At 68.4% G+C, this 19,981-nt stretch carries 17 protein-coding genes and 1 pseudogene; 5 read left to right on the plus strand and 13 right to left on the minus strand.

Annotation, left to right across the window (positions count from 1 at the left end; genetic code table 11):
- Positions 1-27: 27 nt before the first annotated feature.
- From BST14_RS01375 to cydC, 4 genes and pseudogenes are all read left to right on the plus strand, one after another.
- Complete coding sequence (locus BST14_RS01375; RefSeq protein WP_083062801.1) at positions 28-1,500, plus strand: cytochrome ubiquinol oxidase subunit I; 1,473 nt, start codon at positions 28-30, stop codon at positions 1,498-1,500.
- A gap of 34 nt (positions 1,501-1,534) precedes the next feature.
- A complete protein-coding gene (cydB, locus tag BST14_RS01380) occupies positions 1,535-2,575 on the plus strand; it encodes a cytochrome d ubiquinol oxidase subunit II (RefSeq protein ID WP_083062802.1) in 1,041 nt (346 codons plus the stop codon).
- Positions 2,576-2,637: 62 nt separating this feature from the next.
- Positions 2,638-4,251: a thiol reductant ABC exporter subunit CydD gene (gene cydD / locus BST14_RS01385; RefSeq protein WP_083062803.1), complete on the plus strand. Its 1,614-nt coding sequence runs from the start codon at positions 2,638-2,640 to the stop codon at positions 4,249-4,251.
- A pseudogene (cydC, locus tag BST14_RS01390) lies at positions 4,238-5,939 on the plus strand (thiol reductant ABC exporter subunit CydC); the annotation flags it as partial. The gene cydD and the pseudogene cydC, both read left to right, overlap by 14 nt.
- Here the strand turns inward: cydC and BST14_RS30670 are convergent.
- The 10 genes from BST14_RS30670 to BST14_RS01440 form a co-directional block, all read right to left on the minus strand.
- Positions 5,885-7,285 carry a bifunctional lysylphosphatidylglycerol flippase/synthetase MprF gene (locus BST14_RS30670; protein WP_083062805.1) on the minus strand — a complete coding sequence of 467 codons (1,401 nt, stop codon included), beginning with the start codon at positions 7,283-7,285 and terminating at the stop codon, positions 5,885-5,887. The pseudogene cydC and the gene BST14_RS30670 overlap by 55 nt on opposite strands.
- A gap of 144 nt (positions 7,286-7,429) precedes the next feature.
- The gene (locus tag BST14_RS01400; RefSeq protein WP_142279222.1) at positions 7,430-8,284 is read right to left on the minus strand and encodes an acyl-CoA thioesterase II; all 855 of its coding nucleotides are present in this window, start codon (positions 8,282-8,284) and stop codon (positions 7,430-7,432) included.
- Between the two features lie 86 nt (positions 8,285-8,370).
- Positions 8,371-9,789 (minus strand): pyruvate kinase, encoded by a 1,419-nt coding sequence (gene pyk, locus BST14_RS01405; protein ID WP_083062807.1) that lies wholly within the window; start codon positions 9,787-9,789, stop codon positions 8,371-8,373.
- Positions 9,790-9,854: 65 nt separating this feature from the next.
- Complete coding sequence (locus tag BST14_RS01410) at positions 9,855-10,208, minus strand: DUF2752 domain-containing protein (RefSeq protein ID WP_306460711.1); 354 nt, start codon at positions 10,206-10,208, stop codon at positions 9,855-9,857.
- Between the two features lie 165 nt (positions 10,209-10,373).
- Positions 10,374-11,843: a prolipoprotein diacylglyceryl transferase gene (locus BST14_RS01415; RefSeq protein WP_083062809.1), complete on the minus strand. Its 1,470-nt coding sequence runs from the start codon at positions 11,841-11,843 to the stop codon at positions 10,374-10,376.
- Positions 11,840-12,655, minus strand: coding sequence for a tryptophan synthase subunit alpha (trpA, locus tag BST14_RS01420; RefSeq protein ID WP_083062810.1), 816 nt, complete (start codon positions 12,653-12,655; stop codon positions 11,840-11,842). The genes BST14_RS01415 and trpA overlap by 4 nt, the downstream gene beginning before the upstream one ends.
- Positions 12,652-13,914 (minus strand): tryptophan synthase subunit beta, encoded by a 1,263-nt coding sequence (trpB, locus tag BST14_RS01425; protein ID WP_211280633.1) that lies wholly within the window; start codon positions 13,912-13,914, stop codon positions 12,652-12,654. The genes trpA and trpB overlap by 4 nt, the downstream gene beginning before the upstream one ends.
- 70 nt (positions 13,915-13,984) lie before the next feature.
- Entirely contained in the window at positions 13,985-14,803 is an 819-nt protein-coding gene (gene trpC, locus BST14_RS01430; RefSeq protein ID WP_083062812.1) for an indole-3-glycerol phosphate synthase TrpC, read from the minus strand.
- A 114-nt stretch (positions 14,804-14,917) separates the two neighbouring features.
- Positions 14,918-15,559 (minus strand): TIGR02234 family membrane protein, encoded by a 642-nt coding sequence (locus BST14_RS01435; protein ID WP_083062890.1) that lies wholly within the window; start codon positions 15,557-15,559, stop codon positions 14,918-14,920.
- A gap of 37 nt (positions 15,560-15,596) precedes the next feature.
- Entirely contained in the window at positions 15,597-17,129 is a 1,533-nt protein-coding gene (locus BST14_RS01440; RefSeq protein ID WP_083062813.1) for an anthranilate synthase component I, read from the minus strand.
- 65 nt (positions 17,130-17,194) lie between these two features.
- Between BST14_RS01440 and BST14_RS01445 the strand changes: the two genes are divergently transcribed.
- On the plus strand, positions 17,195-17,653 hold the full coding sequence (locus BST14_RS01445) for a peroxiredoxin (RefSeq protein WP_083062814.1): 459 nt from the start codon (positions 17,195-17,197) through the stop codon (positions 17,651-17,653).
- A 4-nt stretch (positions 17,654-17,657) separates the two neighbouring features.
- Here BST14_RS01445 and BST14_RS01450 read toward each other — a convergent pair whose 3' ends face one another.
- From BST14_RS01450 to hisF, 3 genes are all read right to left on the minus strand, one after another.
- Entirely contained in the window at positions 17,658-18,749 is a 1,092-nt protein-coding gene (locus BST14_RS01450; protein WP_083062815.1) for a calcium:cation antiporter, read from the minus strand.
- A gap of 99 nt (positions 18,750-18,848) precedes the next feature.
- Positions 18,849-19,196, minus strand: coding sequence for a phosphoribosyl-AMP cyclohydrolase (gene hisI, locus BST14_RS01455; RefSeq protein ID WP_083062816.1), 348 nt, complete (start codon positions 19,194-19,196; stop codon positions 18,849-18,851).
- A complete protein-coding gene (gene hisF, locus BST14_RS01460; protein WP_083062817.1) occupies positions 19,193-19,981 on the minus strand; it encodes an imidazole glycerol phosphate synthase subunit HisF in 789 nt (262 codons plus the stop codon). Before hisF ends, hisI begins: the two co-directional genes overlap by 4 nt.

Below are 19,981 nucleotides of genomic sequence, written 5' to 3' on the forward strand. Positions count from 1 at the left end.
GCCCTCCGCAGTTTCGGGAGATGACAGATGAATGTCGTCGATATTTCGCGGTGGCAGTTCGGTATCACCACCGTCTACCACTTCATCTTCGTGCCGCTCACCATCGGCCTGGCACCGCTCATCGCCATCATGCAAACGGCGTGGGTGGCCACCGGTAACACGGCCTGGTACCGGCTGACCAAGTTCTTCGGCAAGCTGTTCCTGATCAACTTCGCCATCGGCGTGGCCACCGGGATCGTCCAAGAATTTCAGTTCGGGATGAACTGGTCGGAGTACTCGAAGTTCGTCGGCGACATCTTCGGTGCGCCACTGGCGATGGAGGGGTTGTTCGCCTTCTTCTTCGAGTCCACGTTCATCGGCTTGTGGATCTTCGGCTGGAGCCGGCTGCCCAAGCTGATCCACCTAGCCTGCATCTGGATCGTCGCCTTCGGCGTCAACGCGTCCGCGTTCTTCATCATCGCGGCCAATTCGTTCATGCAGCACCCGGTCGGCGCGCACTACAACCCGGCGACGCGACGCGCCGAACTCGACGACATCTTTGCCTTGCTGTCCAACAACACTGCGCAGGCGGCGTTTTCGCATACCGTGACCGGGGCGCTCTTGGTTGCGGGCACGTTCGTCGCCGCGGTGAGCGCATGGTGGATGGTCCGTTCGCGCAAGCCGGGTTCCACCACGACCGAAGCACAAATCGACGCGCGCGCCATGTTTCGCCCCGCGGCCATCCTCGGATGTGGGGTCGTGCTGATCGCCACGCTCGGCTTGTTCTTCACCGGTGACCGCCAGGGCAAGCTGATGTTCGTTCAGCAGCCGATGAAGATGGCGTCTGCGGAAGCGTTGTGCCACACGCAGACCGACCCCGACTTCTCGGTGTTGACGATCGGAACGCACAACAACTGCGGCAGCGTCGCCGAAGTGATCAAGGTGCATTATGTCCTGCCGTTTCTGGCCGAGGGCAAATTCAGCGGCGTGACGCTGCGCGGGGTGGACGAGCTGCAGCAGCAGTATCAGCAGCGGTTCGGACCCGACGACTACCGGCCGAACCTGTTCGTCACCTACTGGTCCTTCCGCGCGATGATCGGATTCCTGGCGATCCCGGTCTTGTTCGCCCTGGCCGTGTTATGGGTCACCCGCGGCGGGCGCACGCCCCGCACGCGCTGGATGTCGTGGTTCGCCCTGCTCACCATCCCCACGCCGTTTCTGGCCAACATCTCGGGGTGGGTGTTCACCGAGATGGGTCGCCAGCCATGGGTGGTGGCGCCCAATCCCACTGGGGATCAATTGGTTCGGATGACGGTCCGCCAGGGGGTGTCGAATCACGTGCCCGGCATGGTCATCACCTCGCTGGTGACTTTCACCCTCGTCTACGCGGTGCTCGCGGTTCTCTGGTTCTTCCTGCTCAAGCGCTACGTGGCGGAAGGGCCGCTGGAGCACGACGCGGAACCCGCTCCCCCGCAGGCGCCCACCGACGACGAGGTCGCACCTCTGTCCTTCGCGTACTGACGCGGCTTACCCGGCGCCGAAAGGAGTTGAGACGATGGGACTGCCGCAGGTGTGGTTCGGCATCATCGGGATGCTGTTTTTGGGTTTCTTCGTCCTGGAGGGCTTCGACTTCGGCGTCGGCATGTTGATGGAGCCGTTCGCGCGCGTCGGCATCGGTGAACCGGAACCGCTGCGCCGCACGGCTCTCAATACCATCGGGCCGGTGTGGGACGGCAACGAGGTGTGGCTGATCGTCGGCGGCGCAGCGATGTTCGCCGCCTTCCCCGGCTGGTATGCCACCGTGTTCTCCACGCTGTACCTGCCGCTGTTGGCGATCCTGTTCGGCATGATCGTGCGCGCCGTGGCGATCGAATGGCGCGGCAAGATCGACGACACGAAATGGCGCGGCTGGGCCGACGTCGGCATCGCGGCCGGGTCGTGGCTGCCGGCCGTCTTGTGGGGCGTCGCGTTCGCCATCCTGGTGCGCGGTCTGCCGGTGGGCGCTGACGGCCACATCCACCTGTCGATCACCGATGTGCTGAACGCCTACACGCTGTTGGGTGGGTTGGCCACCGCGGGGTTGTTCATGTTCTACGGGGCGACATTCGTCGCCTTGAAGACCTCGGGTGCCATCCGCGATGACGCGTACCGGTTCGGCGTCTGGTTGTCGCTGCCTGCCACGGGATTGGTTGCGGCATTTGGTCTTTGGACTCAACTGGCGCACGGCAAGGACTGGACCTGGTTGGCGCTCGCCGCGGCGCTGGTCGCGCAATCGGCGGCGGTGCTGTTGGTGTGGAGACGCGCGTCCGACGGCTGGGCGTTCACCTGCGTCGCGGTGGTGGTGGCGGCCGTGGTGATCCTGCTCTTCGGCTCGTTGTATCCGAATTTGGTGCCCTCGACACTGGACACGCGGTGGAGCTTGACCATCTACAACGCCTCCTCCACGCATTACACCCTCAAGGTCATGACCTGGGTGACGGCCTTCATGGCTCCCCTCACGGTGGTGTACCAAGCCTGGTCGTATTGGATTTTCCGGCAACGGATCTCGGCTGACCGCATACCGGCGCCCATCGGTCTGGCAAGGCGCGCGTCCTGAGCCGTACCGACCGCACCAGCCGGGCGCCGCTCGATCCGAGACTGTGGCGGGCGTCGGCGTCGTTGCGCCGCTACCTGGTCGCGGTGGTGGGCTGTGGTGTGCTGATCTCCGGCTGCGCGATCGGCTCGGCGATCGTATTGGCGGCCATCGTCGCCGGCGTGATCGGCGGCACCTCCGCCCGAAGCCTGCGTGGCTGGTTGGGTCCGTTGTCAATCCTGTTGACACTGTGGGCAATCCGTGTGGTGACACATTGGCTGCAGGCCCGCCTGGGACAACGGGGAGCCAGCGCGGTCATCGCCGACCTGTCCGGCCAGGTGCTCACGGCGGTCACCGGGCGGCAACCCCGGGAACTCGCAACGCAACGCGACGCCGCCGCCGTCGTGGTCGCCCGCGGCCTCGATGGTTTGCGCCCCTACTTCACCGGTTACCTGCCGACGTTGCTGCTCGCCGCCATCTTGACCCCGGCCACCGTGGCCGTGATCGCGGCCTACGACCTGAAATCGGCAGCCGTCGTGGCGATCACACTGCCCCTGATCCCGATCTTCATGGTGTTGATCGGGCTGGCAACCGCCGACCGCTCGGCCGCGGCGCTGGCCGCGATGACGACGCTGCAGGCCCGGTTGCTCGATCTGATCGCGGGCATCCCGACCCTGCGGGCACTGGGGCGCAGCCGAGGGCCGGAACACCGGATCGCCGAACTGGCCGCCGCACACCGTCGCTCGGCCATGGCCACCCTGCGGATCGCATTCCTGTCGGCCCTGGTGCTGGAGCTGCTGGCGACGCTGGGGGTGGCATTGATCGCGGTCGGGATCGGCCTTCGTCTGGTGTTCGGCGAGATGACCCTGACCACCGGCCTGACGGTGCTGTTGCTGGCGCCGGACGTGTACTGGCCGCTGCGCCGCCTCGGCGTGGAATTCCATGCCGCGCAAGACGGCAGGACCGCCGCCGGTGCGGCGTTCGACCTCATCGGCGAGCCCGCGGCGTCGACGGCCCGGACCCGGACGGTCGCCGCACGCGGCGCGCGGATTCGGCTCGAACATCTGAGCGTCGACGGCCGCGACGGCCAGGCGCCACGCGATCTGAACGCGGTCATCGAGCCCGGCTCGGTGACCGTACTCACCGGGCGTAACGGCGCCGGCAAGAGCACCGCCCTGCAGGCGATCGCCGGCATCGGCGTGCCCTCGTCGGGCCGGGTCATTGTGGATGGCGTCGACGTCGCCGATCTCGAGCCGGCGAACTGGTGGGCGCAGCTGTCCTGGCTGCCGCAACGGCCGGTGCTCGTCCCGGGCACGGTCGACGACAACCTGGCGCTGCTCGGGGGGCTCGATGACGTCGAAAAGGCCTGTTCCGATTCCGGATTCGATGCCGTGCTGGCCGAGCTGCCCCAGGGGGGCGGCACCGTGCTCGGGCGGGGTGGTGTCGGGTTGTCGCTGGGGCAGCGCCAACGACTGGGTCTGGCCCGAGCGCTCGGCTCGACGGCTGCCGTGCTGTTGCTCGACGAGCCGACCGCGCACCTGGACGCGCACACCGAGCAACGCGTCTTGCGGGCCATCGTCGAACGGGCCCGGGCCGGTGCGACCGTGGTCGTCGTCGGCCACCGCGCGCCGGTCCTGGCCATCGGTGACCGGATCGTCGAGGTGGTCGCCGAGCGGGGGGTGCGTTATGCCCCGGCGTGATCCGCTGGCCGACGCCGCGACACTGCTGCGCCCGCGGCTGCCCCGCGTCCTGGCGGCCATGACGCTCGGGGTGCTCTCGCTGGGCAGCGCACTGGCGCTGGCCGGCGTTTCGGCATGGCTGATCACGCGCGCCTGGCAGATGCCGCCCGTGCTGGACCTGTCCGTCGCGGCGGTGGCGGTCCGCATGTTCGCGATCTCCCGGGGCGTGCTGCACTACTGCGAACGACTGGCCACCCACGACACGGCCCTGCGTGCGGCCGGCGCCGCGCGGGTGCAGAGCTATCGACGGCTGGCGCGCGGGCCCGCGGCGGCCGCCGTCCGGCTGCACAGCGGTGAACTGGTGGCCCGTGTCGGGGCTGACGTCGACGAACTGGCCAACATCGTGGTGCGCGCCCTGGTGCCGATCGGCGTCGCGGTGGTGCTGGCCCTCGCGGCCACGGCGGTCATTGCCGCAATCTCACCCGCGGCGGCCGTCGTGCTGGCCGTCTGCCTGCTGATCGCCGGGCTTGTCGCTCCCCTTCTCGCGGCCCGGGCCGCCAGGGGTCAGGAAGACGTTGCGCGACAGCATCATTCGCAGCGCGATACGTCGGCGATGCTGGCTCTGGAGCATGCCCCGGAGCTTCGGGTCGCCGGCCTGCTTCCGGGGGTCATCGCCGAATCGCAACGCCGGCAACGCGCGTGGAGCGACGTCCGGGACGCAGCCGCCAAACCGGCCGCCATCGCCGAGGCGATGTCCACCGCGGCGATCGGAGCCAGCGTGCTGGGCGCGGTGGTGTGCGGGATCGGGTTGGCGCATGCGGTCGCACCCACCACGCTGGCCGTCTTGATGCTGTTGCCGCTGTCGGCCTTCGAGGCGATGACGCCGCTGCCGGCCGCCGCGATCCAGTTGACGCGGTCACGGATCGCCGCGCGCCGCCTGCTCGATCTGACCCCCTCGGCGCCCGCAACCCCCACGCCGGGCGCGCGGGCGCCGGTCGGCACCGGGCGGTTGACGGCCGACGTGCGTTCCGGTTACAACGGGGCGGCGTGGTCCGCCCGGATTGCGGTCGACCTGCCGCCCGGTGCGAGGCTGGCCGTCACCGGCGCCAGCGGTAGCGGGAAAACGACCTTGTTGATGACCCTCGCCGGTCTGTTGCCGCCGCTGGACGGGCGGGTCACGCTGGACGGCACCGCCCTGGGCGAGTTCGATGAGGTCGACTTGCGCGGCGCCGTCGGATTTTTCGCCGAGGACGCACACATTTTTGCCACCACCGTCCGCGACAACCTGTTGGTCGCGCGCGGGGACTGCCCCGACGGCGAACTGACGGCGGCCCTGGACGTCGTGGGCCTTGGTCCCTGGCTCGCCGCTCTGCCCGACGGTTTGTCCACGGTGCTCACCGCCGGCGCGCAGGCGCTTTCGGCCGGCCAGCGCAGAAGGCTGTTGCTGGCCCGCGCGGTGATCTCCCCCGCGCGGATCGTGCTGCTCGACGAACCCACCGAACACCTCGATGCCGTCGACGCCGAACGGGTCCTGCACGACCTGTTGGCCTCCGATTCGCGGCTGATGTCCGCGCAGCGAACGGTGGTGGTGGCGACTCACCACCTGCCCAGCGATTCTGGTTGCCCCGAACTGTGCGTCGGTGACGCGACGCGCTCAGAGGTGTCGCCGGCGCGGCATGAACTCCAGCGACAGCAGCACGAACAGTAACGGGACGATCTGCGTCATGGAGATCACCGCATACCGCCGGACGTCGAGGGCATGCCACTTACGCACATACCGGTACAGCGACTCGAGGGCGATCAGCGGGTCGAGCACGTGGGTCAACCGGTAGAAGAGGCCCTGGGTCCAGCCCCGGTTCTTGGCGTCGAAAATTTCGGGGAATGCCGCGAACGCGAGCGAAACCCGCTGCGCCCCAGCCTGTTTGCCTGCCATGATCATGTCGACGCTGAGCCGCTCGTCGAGCCCGTTCGGAGCGCCGCGTCGGCGCCATGGCACATCGAGGGTGATGTCGCTGCCGCCGCCGGCGGTGGCGTACCGATGGAACGCCTGCACCTTGCCCGCCCTGTCCCTGGCGATGATCAGGAGTATTCCGGGGAACCGGCCTTCCAGGACCCCGTCGAGGTTCATGTGGAATCCGCGATCCGCGTGGGCGCCCTTCGACGACTCCCGCACCACCTCGGTCAGCTCGGCCAGCAGCTGGTCGTCGAGTTCCTGCTCGGAGACGATTTCGGTTGTGACGCCGCAATTGTGGGTGCGCTTCACCGCCTGACGCAGGTTGCGGAACTTGCGGCCCACCATGTCGAAGCCGGCCACGTCGACGACCACATCGCGCCCAATCGGTATGGGCCGCAACGTTTGTCCCAGCACCGCCGAATCGCTCCACAGGTCGAGCCGCCGCTCGCTGCAGCCCACCACGGCGATGCGCCAACCGTGGGCGTGGCAGAAAGCGGCGAAATCGGCAACCAGTTCGCCGAAGTGCGCCTCGTCGCCGATCGGGTCGCCGCCGACCACGGCGATTCCCATCCGCGTCCGATAAGCCAGGGCGGCGGTCCCATCGGCGGTGAAGTGGTAGCTCTTGCCGGTCTGCATGGTGAACGGCGCGAGCGCGTCGCCGCTGGTCGCGTCGATCAACTTCCACACCCGCGGCAGGTCATTGGGCCGCGGATAGGAGGTGGTCGGCCACATCAACACCATGCCCGAGCTGGCGATCACCACGTCGCCGAGCAGGTCGAAGGACAACACATGCAGGCCCAAACCCGCCAACAAGAACAAGGCCGCGGCGGCGGCGTGCATAGTGGTCACGGGCCGGCCCAAAAAGATGCCGCGGGCCATCCAGGCCACCGCGACCAGCACCGTCAGCGACCAGGCCAACCGGTCGGTGTACTGCCAATTCGGCTGGCTGTGATGGCGCGCAAGGATCTCGATGAGCCAGCATGCCGCACCGAACAGCGCCAGAGCGCCCAGCAAACGGGCCGCGAGTGAATCGACCGAGACGACAACGCGTTCGCGCGCGCGAGGTCTTGCTACCGCGACGTCCATTACCGGCCCGTTCACCCTCACCTCCCGATGCGCTGACAACAGCTGGGCGGCATGATCGCCGCCTCTGCACCGAATACCCGGCTACGTCAAAGCTACGCCCCATCACGGCCACTACAAGGCCGAATTCGCGCGGAGATTCCGCCGCTATTGGGTCACGGTTTAGCGGCGGGAAGAAGGGAAGTATTTCAGCACGCCTTCTTGCACCACCGTGGCCAGCGGTAGCCCGGACCGGTCGAAGAAGTGCCCGCTGCCCAGGCCCCGCGAATCGGCCGCCACCGGCGACGATGTGGAGTACAAGACCCAGTCGTTGAAGTTGACCTGCCGGTGAAACCAAATGGAATGATTGGCCGACGCGGCGAATATGCGGTCGAATCCCCAGGAAAGACCGTGCGTGGTGATAACCGAGTCCAAAACGGTGGTGTCCGACGAATACACCATTGTTGCCGTGTGCAATACGGGGTCGTCGGGGATCTCCCCCAAGGCCTTGACCCAGACCCGATTGTGGCCGAGCCGCTCGCCCTTCGTGCGCATCACCCACGCCGGGTCGTTGGTGTAACGCCATTCGATGGGCTGCAGGGCGTTGACGAAGTGCGGAACGGTCTTTTCGTAGCCACGCAACAGTTCGCCGATCGTCGGCTGCGTGTGCGGCTCGGCCACCTGTGGCGCCTCGATGCCGTGTTCGAGGCCGCGGCCCCCGGCCATGTAGGAGACCAGCGCCGAGCTCAGCAGCGTGCCGTCCTGCACCGCATCGACGCGGCGGTTGGCGAAGCGGCGCTCGTCACGCAGCCTCGTCACGCGGAATTCGATGTCCTTGGCGGTGTCCCCGCCGTTGATGAAGTGCACCGACAGCGCGCTCGGCGGCAGGTCGTCACGAACCAGGCTGCGGCTGCTCGCGACGTACGACTGCGACATGAGCTGACCGCCGAAGGTCCGCATGGGGTTCTTGCTCGGATGCGAGCCGATGAACAGGTCGTCGTCGACGCGCTCGAGGTCGAGCGTCGCCAGCAGCTCGATGAAATCCGAAGGGGTCGGTGTCGCGGCCGCTTCCGCCGCATTCGGCTCCTGGGGCTCACAGCCTGCCGGCACACGCTCTCCTTGCGCTAGACGTCGTCCTCCCCGATCCGGTGCACATGGATGAGGTTGGTTGACCCTACTGTGCCAGGTGGCGCGCCGGCGACGATGACCACCAGGTCGCCGCGCTTATAGCGACCGAGTTCCAGCAGCGACTTGTCGACCTGGCGGATCATGCCGTCGGTCGAGGTCATCATCGGGACGATGAACGTTTCGGTGCCCCAGGTCATGGCCAGTTGGCTGCGCACTTCGGGCCACGCGGTGAAGGCCAGCAGCGGCAGCGGGGTGTGCAGGCGCGCGAGGCGCTTGACCGTGTCGCCGGACTGCGTGAACGCGACGAGCGCCTTGGCGTCGAGCCGCTCGCCGATGTCGCGGGCCGCGTACGAGATCACCCCGCGTTTGGTGCGGGGCACGTGCGTCAGCGGCGGGGCGGCCGTCGAATTGTCCTCGACCGCGCAGATGATGCGCGCCATGGTCCGCACCGCCGCAAGCGGGTACTTACCCACCGACGTTTCCCCGGACAGCATCACCGCGTCGGCGCCGTCGAGGACGGCGTTGGCGACGTCGGAGGCCTCGGCCCGGGTCGGCCGTGAGTTCTCGATCATCGAATCGAGCATCTGGGTGGCGACGATGACGGGTTTGGCGTTCTCCCGGGCCATCTGGATCGCCCGCTTCTGCACCAGGGGAACCTCTTCGAGGGGCAGCTCGACGCCCAGGTCGCCGCGGGCCACCATGATCGCGTCGAAGGCCAGAACGATGGCCTCCAGGTTGTCGACGGCCTCGGGCTTCTCCAGCTTCGCGATCACCGGTACCCGCCGGCCCACCCGGTCCATCACCTCGTGCACCAACTCGACGTCGGATGGCGAACGCACAAAGGAGAGCGCGACGAGGTCGACGCCGAGGTCCAGCGCGAAGGTGAGGTCCTCGATGTCCTTCTCCGACAAGGCCGGTGCGGACACGTTCATGCCGGGCAGCGAGATGCCCTTGTTGTTGCTGACCGGCCCGCCCTCGACGACGGTGCAGATCAAGTCGTCGCCCTCGATGCCGTCGATCACCAGGCCGACCTTGCCGTCGTCGACCAGGATCCGGTCGCCGACGGCGGCGTCCTCGGCCAGCTTCTTATAGGTGGTCGACACCCGGTCGTGGTCGCCCTCGCAGTCGGCGACGGTGATCCGCACCGTTTCACCGTCGGCCCAGTAGGTGGGCCCGGTGGCGAAACGTCCCAGCCTGATCTTGGGGCCCTGCAGGTCGGCGAGCACGCCGACGGCGCGGCCGGTGGCGTCCGAAGCCGAACGGACGCGTTCATAGGCGGCTTTGTGATCCGAATAGTCGCCGTGGCTGAAGTTCAACCGGGCGACGTCCATGCCGGCTTCAACCAGGGCCTGGATCGACTCATCCGAATTGGTCGCAGGGCCAAGGGTGCAGACGATCTTTCCGCGTCTACTCACGCCGACCCAGCATAGTCGTGTGACACCCCCACGGCCCGCAGATAGCCGCCGCGCGCAGTGTGCTCTTACCCACCAATAACGGTGGGAATCAGCGGGAAAGCGGGCAGGTTACGCAGCACCGTCCACGCGATCGTCGCGACCACCACCGTCAGCAGCGCCGCCCGCGACGACAAAGCCCTGCCGCGGGCGCGGCGGACCAGCGCCCACACGACCAGCAGCGGGATGCCTACCAGCAGGAAGACGTTGTCGTAGATGCCGGCGGGCAGGTCACCGTGCAATAGGTCATGCGTCATGCGCAGCCCGCCGCAAAACGGGCAATTCCAGCCGGTGAGCAACCGGAACGGACACGGCGGATAGATCGAACTCGGGCGGTGCGGGTCGGCCAGGGCGACGTAGCTGAGCGCGCCGCCCAGGGCCACACCGGTTCCGGCCGCGATGGCGAGCCGATGACGCCCCGACCCGTGCGGATGGGGTTGGCCCGCGGGTGCGGGGGTTTGCGTCATATGGCGGCTGACCCTGCGATGGTCACGCTTTTCAGCATGCCAGATCCGTTGCGCCCCGTCCGTAAGAGCGGGACGTCGGCGTCAGCGGCGCAGTCGGTTCCGCAGCCGCGAGCCCCACCGCCGGCGGGTTTCCGGTTGACCCGGGGGCGTTTCGGTGGCCGGTTCGGGTTTTTCGGCCTCGGGCTCCGGTTCCTCGGTTTCGGCTTCGGGTTCCGGTTCCTCGGTTTCGGCTTCGGGTTCCGGTTCCTCGGTTTTGGCCTCGGGCTCCTCGGCTCCGCCTTCGGGCTCCTCGTCTTTCGCTTCGGGCTCGTCGGCTTCGAGTCCTTCGGGTTCCTCGTCAGCCGCCGCCTCGGGCTCCGGCTCTTCGGGTTTCGGCTCGGGCGCAGGCTCTTCGGCCTCCGGCTCGGCCTCGGGCTCTTCGGCCTCGGGCGCAGGCTCTTCGGCCTCCGGCTCTTCGGCCTCGGGCTCGGCGGGTTTTTCCTCGGTGACCGCCTCCGCCGAGTCGACCGCCGGTTCTTCGACTTCCGGCTCGGCGGCGGGGGTTTCGTCGTCGTCCGCCGTCTCCCCTAAGCCTGCCGGCGCCTCGGCGGCGGCGACGGCTCCCCCGCCCGCCGCGGACGTCGCTGCCGCCACGGTCGCAGGCTCAGCGTCGGACTCGGTCTCCGCCGCTTCCTCCTCGAGGTATTCGTTGCCGCGCAGGCTCTCGGGATCTTCGCGGCCCTTGGGCGCCGCCATCAGATACACCACGGCCCCGATGAACACGAAAGTCGATGTGAACGAGTTGATCCGGATGCCCGCGATGTGGGTGGCGGTGTCGTCGCGCAGCAGCTCGACACAGAACCGTCCGACGCAATAACCCGCCACATACAGCGCGAACAACCGGCCGTGGCCCAGCGTGAAGCGCCGGTCGGCGTAGATCAGGGCCACGAAAATCAAGAGGTTCCAGAGCAATTCGTAGAGAAACGTCGGCTGTACCACGAAAGCGATCTGGCCCGTCGAGATGCCGTCCAGCGAGTGCGGGTCGATGTATCCCGTGGGGTCGCGCCGGTAGAAGACCTCCAGACCCCACGGCAGCGTCGTTTCACGGCCGTAGAGCTCCTGGTTGAAGTAATTACCCAGCCGGCCGATCGCTTGCGCCAGAATGATTCCCGGGGCCAGCGCGTCGGCGAAGGCCGGAAGGGGAATCCCGCGCCGGCGGCAGCCGATCCAGGCGCCGACGCCGCCGAGCGCCACCGCGCCCCAGATGCCCAGGCCGCCGTCCCAGATGCGCACGGCCGCCCCGAGTCCCGCGCCGCCGGGGCCCCAATAGGTTCGCCAGTCGGTGGCCAGGTGGTAGAGCCGACCGCCGATCAATCCGAATGGCACCGTCCACAGCGCGATGTCATAGATCACGCCGCGCTCGCCGCCGCGCGCCTCCCAGCGCCGGTCACCGATCAGCAGCGCGGCCACGATGCCGGCGATGATGAACAGCGCGTAGGCCCGGATGGGCACCGGCCCCAGGTGCCACACACCCTGCGGCGGGCTCGGGAAGTAGGCCAGCAACTTCGTCACGGGGCGGCCGCCCCCCGACGAACACCGGCGGCGAGTTCCTCGGTCAGCGTGAGCAACGCAGTCAAACCCCCGTCCCCCAACGCCGTCACCAGCGCCGACCCCACGATGACGCCGTCGGCGTAGCTGCCGATCTGGGCGGCTTGCTCTCCCGACCGGACCCCCAGGCCCACACCGACGGGTATGTCGGATAGCTCTTTGACCCTGCTCACCAACTCGGGCGCGGCGTTGGACACGACGTCCCGCGCCCCCGTCACGCCCATCGTCGAAGCGGCATAGACGAATCCACGCGACGCCTCCACCGTCATCGCCAACCGCTGCGGGGTCGAGGACGGCGCCACCAGAAATATCCGGTCCAGCCCGTGCGTGTCCGATGCCGCCAGCCACTGCGCTGCTTCGTCGGGAATGAGGTCGGGGGTGATCAGCCCGTACCCGCCGGCCGATGCCAGGTCCCGGGCGAAGGCGTCAACGCCGTAGCGCAACACGGGATTCCAGTACGTCATCACCACGGCATGTCCACCGGCCGCGCTGATCGCTTCGACCGCGGCAAGGGTGTCGCGCACGCGCACGCCGGCGTGCAGCGCGGCCTCGGTCGCCTTCGCGATGGTGGGGCCGTCCATGCCGGGATCGGAATACGGGATCCCGACTTCGACGATGTCGCAACCCGATTCGACCAGTGTCGTCATTCCCTTGACGGACGTCGGCACGTCGGGGTAACCGGTGGGCAGATAACCGATCAGCGCCGCACGATCGTCGCTGCGGCAGCCGTCGAAGATCGACTGCAGCCTGCTCGCTTCGCTTTGTTTGACGGTCATCGATCGCCGGACCCCAACAGCCCGAACCACTTCGCGGCCGTCTCGACGTCCTTGTCGCCGCGCCCGGACAGGTTCACCACGATGATCGCTCCCCGCCCCATTTCGGGGCCCAACTTCAGCGCACCGGCGACGGCGTGCGCGGATTCGATCGCCGGGATGATCCCTTCCGTGCGGCACAGGATGCGGAACGCATCCATCGCCTCCGAGTCGGTGATCGGACGGTATTCGGCACGCCCGATCTCGCGCAGGTACGCGTGTTCTGGACCCACCCCCGGATAGTCGAGACCCGCTGAGATGGAATGGGATTCGATGGTCTGCCCGTCGGAGTCCTGCAGCAGATACGAGAATGAGCCCTGAAACGCGCCGGGCGAGCCGCCACTGAAGGTCGCGGCGTGCCTACCGGTTTCGACACCGTCGCCGGCCGCCTCGAATCCGACCAGCCGCACACCCGGATCGTCGATGAACGGGTGGAAGATGCCGATGGCGTTGGATCCGCCGCCGATACAGGCCACCACGGCGTCGGGCAGGCGTCCGGCCTGGGCCTGGATCTGCGCGCGCGCCTCGAGGCCGATGATTCGCTGAAAGTCGCGCACCATCGCGGGGAAGGGATGGGGGCCGGCCGCGGTGCCGAAACAGTAGAAGGTGTTGTCGGCATTGGTAACCCAATCCCGAAACGCCTCATTGATGGCGTCCTTGAGCGTTTTCGAGCCGCTCTCGACCGAGACGACCGTTGCTCCCAGCAAGCGCATCCGCGCGACGTTGAGCGCCTGGCGCTCGGTGTCCACGGCACCCATGTAGATCACGCATTCCAGGCCCAGCAAGGCACACGCGGTAGCGGTCGCGACGCCGTGCTGCCCCGCCCCGGTCTCGGCGATCACCCGCTTCTTGCCCATGCGCTGCGCCAGCAACGCCTGACCGAGCACGTTGTTGATCTTGTGAGAACCGGTGTGGTTCAAGTCTTCTCGCTTGAGGAAGATGCGCGCGCCGGCCTGTTCGGACAGCCGCGGCGCCTCGTAGAGGGGCGAGGGCCGGCCGGCGTAATGCGCCTGCAAGTAATCGAGCGTGTCCAGAAAATCCTGGTTGACCCGCTCCTTCTCGTAAGCGGCGGTGACCTCTTCGATCACGGCCATCAACGCCTCGGCGACATAGCGGCCGCCATAGACGCCGAAATGGCCACCCGCATCGGGTTCGTGACGGGTGGGCTCGGCGATGGCTGCGCTCGGATGCGGAAGGTCCGGGCGGGACAGGTCCACCATCACCAATGCTCTACGCGGGGATGGCTCATGGGGTTCAACGTATCAGCGCGGGGCTCTGTCAGTGACGTAGCGACTAGCGAGCCGGTTTTGGACAGGACGGATGGGTGCCCGCGGTGACCAGGTCGGCGACCGCGGCGCGCGGATCACCGCTTTTGACCAGACCTTCGCCGACCAACACGGCGTCGGCACCCGCACCGGCATACGCCAGCAGGTCTCCGGTACCACGCACGCCGGATTCGGCGATCCTGATCACGTTGCTGGGCAGGCCGGGAGCGATGCGCGCGAAGCAATCGCGGTCCACCTCCAGCGTCGCCAGAAAGCGGGCATTGACGCCGATTACCGTGGCGCCGGCCTTGAGCGCGCGGTCGGCTTCTTCTTCGGTGTGCACCTCGACGAGCGCCGTCATGCCCAGCGATTCGGTGCGATCCAGCATCGACACCAGCGCCGACTGCTCCAGCGCGGCGACGATCAGCAGCAGCATGTCGGCGCCGTGCGCACGCGCTTCGTGAATCTGATAGGGCTGCACGACAAAGTCTTTGCGCAGAACCGGTATCGAGACCGCCGCGCGAACCGCGTCGAGATCGTCGAGCGAGCCGTGAAAACGTCGCTCCTCGGTCAAGACGCTGATGATGCGGGCGCCACCGTCTTCGTAGGCGCGGGCCAGCTTGGCCGGATCGGCAATGGTCGCCAGGGAGCCCGCCGACGGGCTGGCACGCTTGACTTCCGCGATGACGCCGATTCCGGGCTCGCGCAGCGCGGCCATCACGTCGCGTGGTTGTGGCGCGGCCGCCGCGGCGGCTTTGATCTCGGACAGGCTGATGAGCGCTTCGCGCGCGGCAACGTCGGCCCGGACTCCCTCGAGGATGGAGTCAAGCACGGTTGCCGGACTCATGCCTGTCGTTTCCCTTCGCCCTGTTCATCCGCTGTCATCCCACGACCACTCTGGTGTCCCCAGCCGATTGCGACGACTGTGAATGAAGGGTAGCGGCCCGCGGCTTATGGTCCGTCACCGACCCTCGGTGTCAGACTCACCCGCCCGATCGGTCGGGTCGCGCCCCTCGTCAAGCGCGTCCCAGATCATCCGCTCCGACATTCCCGGCGTTTCCGGCTGCTCCAGCATCGCCCCGTCGGCCTCGTCGCGTTGCACAATCGATCGGCGCGTCGCCGGTGTCGCGTACTTTCTTGCGCTCGCGCGGGTGGATCCCGAGTCCGACGCCGATCGCATGAGCAGGACGGCCGCGATCAGCGTGCACGCCGCGGCCGCCACCGTGACGCCCGCGCCCCAGTACCGCCGCTCGCTTCCGACCAGCGACATCACCGACACGTGGGCCAACTCGGCGCCGCGAACCGCCACGTCGGGCAGCGCCCACAGGCTGATCCCGAGGTAGCCGATCGCCAGGCTGATCACCGCCAGCAGCCCCGCCAGCGCGCGCAGCAGCCACCCCCGCACGGCGATGGCGGCGACGGCCCCGGCCAGCAGCAACAGCGCCAGCGGCAACAGCGCCGTCGACCAGGCGCCGCCGGCGAGGGTCACCCGCTTGGGCGGCCCGAGCCCGTCGAACGATCCGATGACGACCCAGGGCAACCGCGAGGCCACCCACAACGCCACCGCGGCAACCACGAGGCCGATCTGGGCGATCCGGATCAGCCAGCGGCCGGCCGGCCGGCCGGTGTCCGCGCCGGCCTCACTCAACGCACGCGGGTTCGGTGAGCGTCTCGGCGGCGGCGATCGCGTTGAGCACCGCGCGCGCCTTATTGGTCGCCTCGGTGTATTCGTAGGGCCCGTTGGAGTCGGCCACCACCCCGCCGCCGGATTGCACGTACGCGGTGCCGTTGCGCATCAGGGCGGTCCGGATGGCGATCGCGAAGTCGGCATCGCCGGCGAAGTCCAGGTAGCCCACCACGCCGCCGTACAGGCCGCGGCGCGTCATCTCCACCTCTTCGATCAGCTCCATGGCCCGGACCTTCGGGGCGCCCGACAGGGTGCCGGCCGGGAAGCAGGCCGTCACCGCATCCAGCGCGGTCCGGCCCTCGTCGAGCGTGCCGGTCACCGTCGACACCAGGTGCATGACGTGGCTGTAGCGCTCGATGTGGCTGTAGTCCTCCACGCGCACGGTGCCCGGCGCGCACACCCGCCCCAGATCGTTGCGGCCCAGGTCGACCAGCATCAGGTGCTCGGCGCGTTCCTTGTCGTCGGCCAACAACTCCTTTTCCAGCAGCTGATCCTCCTCGTCGGTGTCCCCACGCCACCGGGTTCCGGCGATCGGGTGGGTGGTCGCGGTGCCGTCGGCGACGGTGACGAGCGCCTCCGGGCTGGAGCCGACGATCGAAAAGTCAACTCCCCCAGTGTTATTCGGCACATGCATCAGGTACATGTAGGGGCTGGGATTGGTGACCCGCAGCATCCGGTACACGTCGATCGGGTCGACATCGGTGTCCATTTCGAACCGTTGCGAGGGCACCACCTGGAAGGCTTCACCCGCGGCGATCTGTTCGACGAGGTAATCAACGATCTTGCCGTACTCCTCGACGCTGCGCTGCGCGCGGTAGCGCGGCTGCGGCCGCGTGAACGTGCCGACCGTGGACCGCAACGGCTGGCCCAGCGCCGCGGTCATCACGTCCAGGCGGGCGATGGCGTCGTCGTAGGCCTCGTCGACGCGCTCGTCGGTTCCGTTCCAGTTGACGGCGTTAGCGATCAGCGTGATGGTTCCCTCGTGGTGATCGACCGCCGCGACATCGGTGGCCAGCAGCAGCAACATGTCGGGCAGCTTGAGGTCGTCGACGGCCAGTTCGGGCAGCCGTTCCAGGCGCCGCACCATGTCGTAGGCGAAGAACCCGACCATGCCGCCCGACAGCGGCGGCAGCCCGTCGAGCGGACCGGTGGCCAGGAGCTCCAGCGTGCTGCGCAGGGCCTGCAGCGGGTCGCCCCCGGTCGGCGCGTCCTGGGGCGCCACGCCCAGCCATACGGCTTCGCCGTCGCGCACGGTCAGCGCCGACGGCGATCCCGCGCCGATGAACGACCACCGCGACCAGGAGCGGCCGTGCTCGGCCGACTCCAGCAGAAACGTGCCCGGGCGGTCGGCGGCGAGCTTGCGGTAGGCCGACAGCGGGGTCTCGCTGTCGGCGAGCACCTTGCGGGTCACCGGGACCACGCGGTGCTCGGCCGCCAGCTGGCGAAAGTCCTCTCGTGAGGTCGTCGCGGCGAGGTGGGCGTGCACCGATCCATCCTCCCAGACGCGGAGCAGCCCCCGGGCGGGAGAGCTTCGGGCGTAGCGTGTCCGCCATGAAACCTGGTGACACCGTCGCGGACTTCGAACTGCCCGATCAGACCGGGACGCCGCGCAAGCTCAGCGAACTGCTCTCGGGCGGGCCCGTCGTGCTGTTCTTCTACCCGGCCGCGATGACGCCCGGCTGCACCAAGGAAGCGTGCCACTTCCGCGACCTGGCCGCCGAGTTCGCCGCGGTCGGGGCCAACCGGGTGGGCATCAGCGCGGATGCGGTGCAGAAGCAGGCCAAGTTCGCCGACCTGCAGAAGTTCGACTACCCGTTGCTGTCGGACACCGACGGCGCCGTCGCCACGCAGTTCGGCGTCAAGCGCGGCCTGCTCGGCAAGCTGATGCCGGTCAAGCGCACGACGTTCGTCATCGACACCGATCGCACGGTGCTCGAGGTGATCTCCAGCGAATTCAACATGGACAGTCACGCCGACAAGGCGCTGGCGACGTTGCGCGCGCGGGCGTGACCGGTCAGGGACTGATCGCCAGGAACACGTAGGCGGCCAGCAGCACCAGATGCACCTCGCCCTGCAGTCGGGTGGCCCGGCCGGGGACCACCGTCAGCACGCTGATCACGACGGTCAGGGCGAGCAACACCAGCTGGATGGCGCCCAGGCCGAGCACCAGCGGCCCTCTGAGCCATATCGACGCCAGCGCGATCGCCGGGATGGTGAGCCCGATGCTGGCCATCGCCGAGCCGTACGCCAGGTTCAGGCTGATCTGGATGCGGCCCTGCCGCGCCGCGCGCACCGCCGCCAGCGTCTCGGGCAGCAGCACCAGCGCCGCGATGATCACCCCGACGAACGACTGCGGGAAGCCGACCGCGGTCACCGCTTTCTCGACGGCCGGTGACTCCTCCTCGGCCAGGCCCACCACCGCCACCAGGGCGCCGAGCATCAACCCGAGGCTGGTCAGCGCCGCGCGGGTGGTCGGCGGTTCCGCGTGGCTTTCGTCGACGAACAGGCTCTTTTGGCCCTTCTGCGCGATCGGCAGGAAGAAGTCGCGGTGCCGAACCGTCTGCGTGAAGACGAACACCAGGTAGAGCAGCAGCGAGGCGACCGCGGCGAAGGCGAGCTGGCCGGGCGAGAACTCCTTGCCCACGGTCGTGGTGGTGAACGCGGGCAACACGAGGCTCAGCGTCGCCAGGGTGGTCAGCGTGGCCAGCGCGGCGCCGCTGCCCTCGGCATTGAACAACGTCACGCCGTAGCGCCGCGAACCGAGCAGCAGCGACAGCCCGGCGATTCCGTTGGTGGTGATCATCAGCGCGGCGAACGCGGTGTCGCGGGCCAGCGTGGCCGTCTCATTGCCGCCCGAGGCCATCAGCTCGACGATCAGGGCCACCTCGATGACGGTCACCGCCGCCGCCAGCACCAACGACCCGAACGGCTCGCCGACGCGGTGCGCGACCACCTCCGCGTGATGCACGGCGGCGACCACCGCGCCGATGAGAAACAGCGCCGCCAGCCCGACCAGCACCGGCCCGAGCGTCTTGCCCCAGATCAGTGCCAGCACGACGACGGAAAGCACCGGCACAACGATGTTCCAGGACAACCATTTCGACATTGGCTGCCATTCTTGTCGATGTCGTGGCCCCGCGCCTGCAAGGTGACCCGAGACACGTCCGGCCACGCCGCCCGCCCGGCATCGGGCTACTTCGTCGGGTCAGCGCTGCGGCGGCAGCAGCTCGTCGGCGTCGAAGCAGCTGTGGTCGCCGGTGTGGCACGCCCCACCGACCTGGTCGACCGACAGGAGCACGGTGTCGCCGTCGCAGTCCAGCCGCACCGAGTGAACGTACTGGGTGTGACCGGACGTCGCTCCCTTGATCCACTGTTGGCCGCGGGACCGCGAATAATAGGTTGCCTCACGGGTTTGTAGGGTGCGGGCCAGCGCCGCGTCGTCCATCCAGGCGACCATCAGCACGTCACCGCTGCCGCGCTCCTGCACGACGGCGGCGACCAGGCCGTCGGCGTTGCGCTTGAGCCGCGCCGCGATCTCCGGGTCGAGGGTCATCGCACGGTGATCCCTTCTGCGGCCATGGCCGCCTTCACCTGACCGATCGTCAGCTCCCGGAAGTGGAACACGCTGGCGGCCAACACCGCGTCGGCGCCCGCCGCGATCGCCGGCGCGAAGTGCTCGGCCGCCCCGGCGCCGCCGCTGGCGATGACGGGCACCCTGACCGCCGAACGCACCGCCTGCAGCATCTTTAGGTCGAACCCCGCCTTGGTGCCGTCGGCGTCCATGGAGTTCAGCAGGATCTCCCCCACCCCCAAATCGGCTCCGCGCGAAGCCCATTCGACCGCATCGAGTCCGGTGCCCCGGCGCCCGCCATGGGTGGTGACCTCCCAGCCCGACGGCGTCGGCACGGCGCCCGGGGGCACCGTGCGGGCATCGACGGACAGCACGATGCATTGGGAACCGAACTGCCGCGCCATCTCGGCCAGCAGCTCGGGCCGGGCGATCGCGGCGGTGTTGATGGACACCTTGTCAGCGCCCGCGCGCAGCAACACGTCGACGTCGGCCACGGTGCGCACCCCACCGCCGACCGTCAGCGGGATGAAGACCTGCTCGGCCGTGCAGCGCACCACATCGAGCATCGTCGCCCGTCCCGACGACGACGCCGTCACGTCGAGAAAGGTGAGCTCGTCGGCGCCTTCGGCGTCATAGGCGGACGCCAGTTCGACGGGATCGCCCGCGTCCCGGAGGTTTTCGAAGTTGACGCCTTTGACCACCCGGCCGCCGTCGACATCGAGGCACGGGATCACCCGCACCGCGAGGCCGTTGGGAGTCGGGCGCAT

Origin of the sequence: Mycobacterium arosiense ATCC BAA-1401 = DSM 45069 (genome assembly GCF_002086125.1) — a bacterium.
GTDB lineage: Bacteria > Actinomycetota > Actinomycetes > Mycobacteriales > Mycobacteriaceae > Mycobacterium > Mycobacterium arosiense.

Coding starts and splice junctions, on each gene's coding strand:
- BST14_RS01450 (WP_083062815.1), bottom strand. CDS start 18,749: ATGTCGAAATGGTTGTCCTGGAACATCGTTGTGCCGGTGCTTTCCGTC.
- BST14_RS01375 (WP_083062801.1), top strand. CDS start 28: ATGAATGTCGTCGATATTTCGCGGTGGCAGTTCGGTATCACCACCGTC.
- hisI (WP_083062816.1), bottom strand. CDS start 19,196: ATGACCCTCGACCCGGAGATCGCGGCGCGGCTCAAGCGCAACGCCGAC.
- cydB (WP_083062802.1), top strand. CDS start 1,535: ATGGGACTGCCGCAGGTGTGGTTCGGCATCATCGGGATGCTGTTTTTG.
- trpC (WP_083062812.1), bottom strand. CDS start 14,803: ATGAGTCCGGCAACCGTGCTTGACTCCATCCTCGAGGGAGTCCGGGCC.
- hisF (WP_083062817.1), bottom strand. CDS start 19,981: ATGCGCCCGACTCCCAACGGCCTCGCGGTGCGGGTGATCCCGTGCCTC.
- trpA (WP_083062810.1), bottom strand. CDS start 12,655: ATGACCGTCAAACAAAGCGAAGCGAGCAGGCTGCAGTCGATCTTCGAC.
- BST14_RS01445 (WP_083062814.1), top strand. CDS start 17,195: ATGAAACCTGGTGACACCGTCGCGGACTTCGAACTGCCCGATCAGACC.